The following is a 7,734-nucleotide window of genomic DNA, read 5'->3' as shown; positions in this document are numbered from 1 at the left end:
ACTGGCGACGACGGCATCAATACCGGGCACAACAATGTCATTATCGTCGCCGGGAAGATCATCGGCTTACAGAACAATTACGGCTGTAGTACTAATTCTTTGGCCGGATTATCCTGAGAATCAAGCACAATCAGGTTATAGCCCAACTTATCAGCCTCTTTCTGGGCGCTATATTTCATTGTGACAAAGGAGGATATTGGCATTATCGAAGAACATTGGATTGCCAGTATTGAACAAAGTTTTCTTCAATTAACTAAAAAACAGAAACAATTGAGATCAAAAATTATGAGATGACTAATTCAGGGTGTCAAATATCATTTCCCTTGAGATAGAGCTACGCATCACGCAGTGAGAGAGTTCAGCCATAGATTCCCCCCCACCAAGTATTGCCGTGACTCATGATATTTGTCAAAGAAGATAAAAGAGATTACCTGAAATTTACGGGTATTTTTCACAAAGAACATGGCTATTTCTGTAATGTTGGTGCATGCTCCACAATGGAAAGCCCGGTATCATGCGGATATTCGATCATATCTGACGTTTTGATACCGGACTTACAAGCCGCTTACAAAGAAGGTGGCGAAATTAAGCCTTACAGCACACCTTCAACGGATCCAATAATTTCTGGTGACCAAACACTACATTGAACCTGACCGATATGTGACATTTGCAACATCAGCATTACCAGACGAGACTGCCCGATACCACCGCCGATAGACTGTGGCATATCACCTTTGATTAATGCCTGATGCCAATCATATTGCAGACGATCTTCATCACCAGTCATCTTAAGCTGACGTTGCAGAGCTTCTGCATCAACCCGGATACCCATTGAAGAAATTTCAAAAGCATCCTGTAAAACTGGGTTCCAGACAATAATGTCACCGTTCAAGCCAAAGAAACCATCACTGTTTGGTGAAGTCCAATCGTCATAATCCGGTGCGCGAACATCATGTGCCTGATCGTCAGACAATTTACCGCCAATACCCATCAGGAAAATCGCACCGAATTCTTTGGCTGCCTCACGTTCACGACCTTTAGCATCCAGATCCGGATAACGTTTCAGAAGCTCTTCGCTGTGGATAAAGTGAATTTGATCTGGCAGGAACGGTGCCAGATCAAATTCCTTACTTACCGCTTGTTGCGTTTCTTTTATTGCTTCGTAGATTTTACCTACTGTCTGTTTTAAATAATCGAGTGAACGTTGACCTTCACCCATCGTTTTCTCCCAATCCCACTGATCAACAAAAACAGAGTGGATAGGAGTCAAGCGATCTTCGTCAGGACGCAAAGCTTTCATATGGGTATACAACCCTTGTTCAGCTTGAAAACCAAAGCGACCTAAAGTTTTGCGCTTCCATTTCGCCAGAGAATGAACCACTTCAAACGTTGCATCCGGCAATGTTTTCACTTTTACCTGTACTGCTTTTTCATGACCAGACAGGTTGTCCTGAGTACCATCACCAAGACGGCTCAAGATTGGCCCTTGAACTTCAATTAAACTAAGTTGTTTCTCTAGCAGACGGGAAAAGTATGATTTCACAAAACTAATTTGCTGCTGTTTTTCAATGAAGGATGTTTTCATGATGTTGTTCTCAAAAATTTTTAGTGACCCTGTGTCCTGTTGGAATAGATTAAGCAACAAAATGAGGTACAAATTCAATATCCAATAATAAAAATATTGCATAAAATTAATAAACGATAATTTTTACATTAAAAAAATGAATATCATTCAAAAAAAGGGTTTAAAAATGGCAGAAATTTATCAGATCGATAATTTAGATCGTGACATACTTCACGCTTTAATGGAGAACGCACGTATACCTTACGCAGAATTAGCCAAAAAATTCTCCGTTAGTCCGGGAACAATTCATGTTCGCGTAGAAAAAATGAAACAGTCAGGGATTATCACCGGAACCCGGGTTGATATCAGTGCCAAGCAACTGGGATTCGACGTATGTTGCTTTATCGGCATTATATTAAAAAGCGCCAAAGACTACCCGGCAGCATTGAAGAAGCTCGATATGCTCGATGAAGTTGTTGAAGTTTATTATACCACCGGGCATTACAGTATTTTCATCAAAGTCATGTGCCGATCCATCGAAGCGCTTCAGGATGTACTTATCAACAAGATCCAAACAATTGATGAAATCCAATCAACAGAAACCTTAATCTCCTTGCAAAACCCGATAACAAGGACAATCAAACCCTAAAAGAGAAAATAGCTTAACCACATTATCCACAGGTAGATCCCAATAGATTCACAGCGTACAATAGCCGCTTTTTAATTTAGCAAGGATCACAATGAGCACGATAACCTTAATTAGCGGCAGCACAATGGGTAGCGCCGAATACGTCGCTGAACATATAGCCGAAATCTTAGAAAATGACGGGTTTTCAACAGTGATACTTCATGGTCCCTCATTGGAAGATCTTCCTCTTGAAGGAGTGTGGCTTGTGGTGACATCAACGCATGGGGCAGGAGATTTGCCTGAAAATCTCCAACCCCTGTCAGATGCTATTGCACAACAACAACCCGATCTAAGTAAAGTAACATTTGGCGCGGTCGGTCTTGGCAGCTCCGAATATGACACATTCTGTGGTGCCATAAGATCACTAGAACGCTTATTGGAAGATCTCGGTGCAAAACGGATCGGAGATCGACTGGAAATAGACATTCTGAAACACGAAATTCCCGAAGATCCGGCTGAAGAATGGGCTAAAGAATGGGCAAAGTTACTCTGATTCGATTAAAAATATAACAATCAACTGTGGATAACTTGTCTGAAAAGCAGGGGTTAACCCGTAGTTATCCATTTAATAACCGAATCACAATTAGCCACCTGTGAATAACTCTGCTTTTAGATCCCAGCTTATACTAGCTTGGATCACGGATCATTCACAGCAAATGATCCTTTACAGTCTCATGATCTTTATATGGAAAACCCACTTATCCACAGAAGATCGTGATCCTAATAAAAGATCTAATAAAGAGATCTTTAAATAAAAAGATCTTATTTTAATTAATGATGATCTCTTCCTGCTTGGTCTTAAGCCCAAACTTGAGTAGAATTCTCTCCCCAATGCATACGAAGCATTTTCATAATTGAAGGTTTACACATGTTTTATCCAGAGCATTTTGACGTTATCATTATCGGCGGAGGTCATGCCGGCACTGAAGCTGCTATGACCGCAGCACGTATGGGGCGTCAAACCTTATTACTGACTCACAATATTGATACTTTGGGCCAGATGTCATGTAATCCAGCCATTGGTGGGATCGGTAAAGGACATCTGGTAAAAGAGATCGATGCACTTGGTGGCCTGATGGCGAAAGCCACTGATCAGGCAGGTATTCAGTTCAGAACACTCAATGCCAGCAAAGGTCCAGCAGTCAGGGCTACACGCGCACAAGCGGATCGGGTGCTTTACCGACAAGCTGTAAGAACAGCACTGGAAAATCAACCTAACTTAATGATCTTCCAACAATCGGTAGAAGATCTCATCGTTGAGAACAATACTGTCACAGGTGTTGTTACTCGTATGGGATTGAAATTTAAGGCTACGTCTGTGGTTCTGACCGTTGGGACTTTCCTTGACGGAAAGATTCATATTGGATTAGAAAACTACAGTGGTGGACGTGCCGGAGATCCTCCTGCGATCGCATTATCTCATCGCTTACGCGAATTGCCTTTGCGTGTCGCTCGCCTAAAAACAGGTACACCTCCTCGTATTGATGCACGAACCATTGATTTTAGTCAGCTTGAACAACAACTGGGTGATAATCCGACACCTGTATTTTCATTCATGGGCAATACGACTCAACACCCGCCGCAAATTCCATGTTATATCACTCATACCAATGAAAAAACCCATGAAGTGATCCGCAATAATTTGGATCGCAGTCCAATGTATGCGGGGATCATCGAAGGGATCGGCCCTCGTTACTGCCCTTCCATTGAAGATAAAGTGATGCGTTTTGCCGATCGCAATGCCCATCAGATCTTCCTGGAGCCAGAAGGACTCACCAGTAACGAAATCTATCCAAATGGGATTTCAACCAGTCTGCCATTTGATGTACAGATGCAAATTGTTCACTCGATGAAAGGCATGGAGAATGCCCGTATAATTCGCCCTGGCTATGCTATCGAGTATGACTTCTTTGATCCACGTGATTTAAAACAAACTTTAGAAAGCAAATTTATTCACGGACTGTTTTTTGCGGGTCAGATCAATGGCACTACCGGGTATGAAGAAGCTGCCGCACAGGGGTTATTGGCAGGTCTTAACGCCGTCCGCTATGCCGCTGGTGAAGAGGGTTGGTTCCCACGCCGTGATCAGGCTTATATCGGTGTTCTTGTCGATGATCTATGTACATTGGGAACTAAAGAACCTTACCGTATGTTTACCTCCCGCGCTGAGTATCGCTTGATGTTACGTGAAGATAATGCGGATCTACGCTTGACTGAACAAGGGCGTAAGCTAGGCTTAATTGATGATCTCCGTTGGGAACATTATTGCCTCAAAGTTGAAATGATCGAACAAGAACGTCAACGTCTGCGTAATATCTGGGTACATCCTCATTCTGACAGCCTAGGGGATATCAACCAGCTGTTGAAAACACCATTGTCAAAAGAAGCCAATGGTGAAGATTTGTTACGTCGTCCTGAAATGAATTATGAACTGCTGACATCACTGTCACGTTTTGCACCTAGCTTGACAGAGCCTCAGGCAGCAGATCAGGTTGAAATTCAAGTGAAGTACGAAGGTTACATTGCCCGTCAGCAAGAGGAGATCGAAAAGCAATTACGCAATGAAAACACTGCACTGCCAGTTGATCTGGATTATCAACAAGTCAGTGGGCTTTCCAATGAAGTTATTGCAAAACTGAATGACCATAAACCAAGTTCAATTGGTCAGGCTTCACGCATTTCAGGTATCACTCCAGCAGCGATCTCCATTTTGCTGGTCTGGTTAAAAAAACAGGGTTTATTGCGTCGTAGCGCTTAAGGGGACAGATTTTGCTTAACAAATTAGAATCATTGCTGGCGAAGACGGATATTGAATTATCGCAGGAACAGAAACAGCTGCTTGTCGCCTATGTTGATATGCTCAACAAATGGAATAAGGCTTATAACCTGACATCTGTCCGAAGCCCGGAACAGATGTTAATCCGCCATATCATGGATAGCATTACCGTTAATCCATATCTTCATGGAACGCAATTTATTGATGTAGGGACTGGGCCTGGTTTACCGGGGATCCCACTGGCGATTGTGCGCCCAGACTCCCATTTCACCTTATTGGACAGTCTGGGAAAACGAGTTCGTTTTTTACGTCAGGTTCAGCATGAACTCGGTTTAACCAATATCAGTCCTGTGAAAAGCCGTGTTGAGGAATTTATCCCTGAATCACCTTTTGATGGAGTGATTAGTCGTGCATTTGCGTCTTTGCAAGACATGCTCTTATGGTGCGGGCACCTTCCTAAACTACTTGAAGGGCGTTTTTATGCTTTAAAAGGTGTAATACCGGAAGATGAATTAGTGAAATTGCCGGCAGGGTTCATACTTGATAGCGTCATCCCCCTCCAAGTTACAGAATTAGATGAGCAACGCCATTTAGTTATCCTTAAGTCAAACTAACTTTGTTATTTGTCAATAAAATTATAAATAATTAGTGACGCCAAACACATTTATAATGTTACGGACGTTACTAATCATTTTCCTCTATAGTTTCAACTTTATTTACTAATAGCTCACAGAAAAACAACGTTATTTTTATAATGGTATAATTTTTCTTTCTGATGACTACGACCAATTTTCTTTATAAATAAATTTTAGAGAAAGTGAACAAAATTAAAATGTAACGTTTTTTATCGATATATCAGATAAAACTTTATAGATATAACATTAATTAATTGATTTTTATTGATGTGATATGTATCACGTTTAATACAGAGGTCATACCATCAGGCATTGCAGAATATTAAATAGTATTTGTGAGCAATCTAGCATCAAAATTAGAAAATCAAATAATTATTCACTTTTTCGCTACTTATGGATTGAATTCATTTTGGCGGCCCGTATAATTTGCACGTTTTTGTCACTTGACACTCTTAAGCAAAGCCAGTTTTATACAATATTCAGCAAAACCTGATATGTGATGATGTACCTCAGGGAGAAAACAAAAGTCATGTCTGTATCCCTTTACAACGGTAAAATAGCACTGAAACTGTTATTTTTGCAGTTAATAGCTTTTGTTATTCTCAGTGTGGCTTTTTGTACCAAAAGTATAGAGTGGGGCGTTTCTGCTTTTGTGGGTGGATTAGCATGCTGGCTACCAAATGTTATTTTTTTGCTGCTCAGCCGCTTCCAAAAGATAAAAGAAGAAGGGGTTCCAGTACGTATTGCATGGTTTTTCGCGATTAGCGAAGGGGTTAAAGTTATCATTACGGTAACTTTGCTGATAGTCGCTTTAGCGGTGTTCAAGGCGGCATTTGCACCACTTGGTGTAGCCTATTTAGCGGTGCTGATTGTGCAGATCGTCGCACCTGCCGTAATGAACGGTTAGCGTTTTTAACAACAAAAGGGTAAAAAGCATCATGTCTGCATCAGGAGAAGTTTCAACTTCGGAGTACATAAGTCACCACCTGAAGCACCTTCAGCTGGACTTGCGTACCTTTGAGTTGGTCAATCCCCACGCTAGTGGTTATGAGGCGACGTTCTGGACGTTGAACATTGACTCGCTTTTTTTCTCCATCATATTAGGGATGTTGTTTCTATCTGTATTCAGAAGAGTCGCGGTTCGTGCCACTGATGGTGTTCCAGGGAAATTCCAGACTGCAGTAGAAATGATAATCGGCTTCGTTGATAACACCGTTCGTGATATGTATCACGGCAAGAGCAAGGTGATAGCTCCTCTGGCTTTGACTGTGTTCGTCTGGGTGTTACTGATGAACGCATTGGACTTGCTGCCAATCGATTTTATTCCTTACATTGGTGAACACGTCTTCGGCTTGTCTGCTTTGCGTATTGTTCCAACCGCAGATGTCAGTGTCACCTTGTCGATGGCTCTCGGTGTCTTTGTCCTCATTCTGTTCTACAGCGTTAAGATGAAAGGAATTCGTGGTTTTGCGAAAGAGCTGGCATTACAGCCTTTCAATCATCCGCTGTTTATTCCTATTAACTTAATTTTGGAAGGGGTTAGTTTACTGTCTAAACCTATATCACTCGGTCTGCGACTGTTTGGTAATATGTATGCCGGCGAATTAATCTTTATTCTTATTGCGGCTCTTTTGCCGATGTGGTCACAGTGGTTACTCAGCCTGCCTTGGGCTATTTTCCACATACTGATTATCACGTTACAAGCCTTTATTTTCATGGTTCTGACGATCGTTTATCTGTCGATGGCATCTGAAGAGCATTAATTTTTATCAATCAATAATTGTGTTTTAACTGAAACAAACTGGAGACTGTCATGGATATAAACATGGATCTGCTGTACATAGCTGCCGCTATTCTGATGGGTTTGGCGGCTATCGGTGCTGCGATCGGTATCGGCATCCTCGGAGGTAAATTCCTGGAAGGCGCAGCTCGTCAGCCTGATCTGATTCCTCTGTTGCGTACACAGTTCTTTATCGTTATGGGTCTGGTTGACGCCATCCCTATGATTGCTGTGGGCCTGGGCTTGTTTATGATGTTCGCTGTTGCCTAAGTGAAATAGCAGAACTCTAAA

8 protein-coding genes and 1 pseudogene are annotated in these 7,734 nt (G+C 41.9%); 7 read left to right on the top strand and 2 right to left on the bottom strand.

All coding sequences use genetic code 11. The annotated features are described in order from the left end of the window. Window positions 1-92 precede the first annotated feature (92 nt). Together BM329_RS15340 and asnA are read right to left on the bottom strand one after the other, a co-directional pair. Window positions 93-188: pseudogene (locus BM329_RS15340) on the bottom strand (D-ribose ABC transporter substrate-binding protein); the annotation flags it as partial. Between the two features lie 404 nt (window positions 189-592). Further along, window positions 593-1,585: an aspartate--ammonia ligase gene (gene asnA / locus BM329_RS11920; RefSeq protein ID WP_092553393.1), complete on the bottom strand. Its 993-nt coding sequence runs from the start codon at window positions 1,583-1,585 to the stop codon at window positions 593-595. Window positions 1,586-1,751: 166 nt separating this feature from the next. Here asnA and asnC point away from each other — a divergent pair, with 166 nt between their 5' ends. The 7 genes from asnC to atpE all read left to right on the top strand — a co-directional run bounded on the left by asnC (window position 1,752) and on the right by atpE (window position 7,713). Further along, the gene (gene asnC, locus BM329_RS11915; RefSeq protein ID WP_092553390.1) at window positions 1,752-2,213 is read left to right on the top strand and encodes a transcriptional regulator AsnC; all 462 of its coding nucleotides are present in this window, start codon (window positions 1,752-1,754) and stop codon (window positions 2,211-2,213) included. Between the two features lie 91 nt (window positions 2,214-2,304). Further along, window positions 2,305-2,745 carry an FMN-binding protein MioC gene (gene mioC / locus BM329_RS11910; RefSeq protein ID WP_092553387.1) on the top strand — a complete coding sequence of 147 codons (441 nt, stop codon included), beginning with the start codon at window positions 2,305-2,307 and terminating at the stop codon, window positions 2,743-2,745. A gap of 375 nt (window positions 2,746-3,120) precedes the next feature. After that, complete coding sequence (mnmG, locus tag BM329_RS11905) at window positions 3,121-5,010, top strand: tRNA uridine-5-carboxymethylaminomethyl(34) synthesis enzyme MnmG (protein ID WP_092553384.1); 1,890 nt, start codon at window positions 3,121-3,123, stop codon at window positions 5,008-5,010. An 11-nt stretch (window positions 5,011-5,021) separates the two neighbouring features. Further along, window positions 5,022-5,642: a 16S rRNA (guanine(527)-N(7))-methyltransferase RsmG gene (rsmG, locus tag BM329_RS11900; RefSeq protein ID WP_092553381.1), complete on the top strand. Its 621-nt coding sequence runs from the start codon at window positions 5,022-5,024 to the stop codon at window positions 5,640-5,642. Between the two features lie 550 nt (window positions 5,643-6,192). Further along, on the top strand, window positions 6,193-6,570 hold the full coding sequence (atpI, locus tag BM329_RS11895) for a F0F1 ATP synthase subunit I (RefSeq protein WP_092553378.1): 378 nt from the start codon (window positions 6,193-6,195) through the stop codon (window positions 6,568-6,570). Between the two features lie 31 nt (window positions 6,571-6,601). Further along, window positions 6,602-7,426, top strand: a complete 825-nt coding sequence (gene atpB / locus BM329_RS11890; RefSeq protein ID WP_092553375.1) for a F0F1 ATP synthase subunit A — start codon at window positions 6,602-6,604, stop codon at window positions 7,424-7,426. 50 nt (window positions 7,427-7,476) lie between these two features. Next, window positions 7,477-7,713 carry a F0F1 ATP synthase subunit C gene (gene atpE / locus BM329_RS11885; protein WP_010846128.1) on the top strand — a complete coding sequence of 79 codons (237 nt, stop codon included), beginning with the start codon at window positions 7,477-7,479 and terminating at the stop codon, window positions 7,711-7,713. Window positions 7,714-7,734 lie beyond the last annotated feature (21 nt).

It is taken from the genome of Xenorhabdus koppenhoeferi (assembly GCF_900116635.1).
GTDB lineage: Bacteria > Pseudomonadota > Gammaproteobacteria > Enterobacterales > Enterobacteriaceae > Xenorhabdus > Xenorhabdus koppenhoeferi.
This window is presented reverse-complemented; position numbering and strand designations above follow the sequence as displayed.

Excerpts from the sequence above, each read along its gene's own strand:
- asnA (WP_092553393.1), bottom strand. The coding sequence starts at position 1,585 with ATGAAAACATCCTTCATTGAAAAACAGCAGCAAATTAGTTTTGTGAAA.
- mnmG (WP_092553384.1), top strand. The coding sequence starts at position 3,121 with ATGTTTTATCCAGAGCATTTTGACGTTATCATTATCGGCGGAGGTCAT.
- atpE (WP_010846128.1), top strand. The coding sequence starts at position 7,477 with ATGGATATAAACATGGATCTGCTGTACATAGCTGCCGCTATTCTGATG.
- mioC (WP_092553387.1), top strand. The coding sequence starts at position 2,305 with ATGAGCACGATAACCTTAATTAGCGGCAGCACAATGGGTAGCGCCGAA.
- atpB (WP_092553375.1), top strand. The coding sequence starts at position 6,602 with ATGTCTGCATCAGGAGAAGTTTCAACTTCGGAGTACATAAGTCACCAC.
- atpI (WP_092553378.1), top strand. The coding sequence starts at position 6,193 with ATGTCTGTATCCCTTTACAACGGTAAAATAGCACTGAAACTGTTATTT.
- asnC (WP_092553390.1), top strand. The coding sequence starts at position 1,752 with ATGGCAGAAATTTATCAGATCGATAATTTAGATCGTGACATACTTCAC.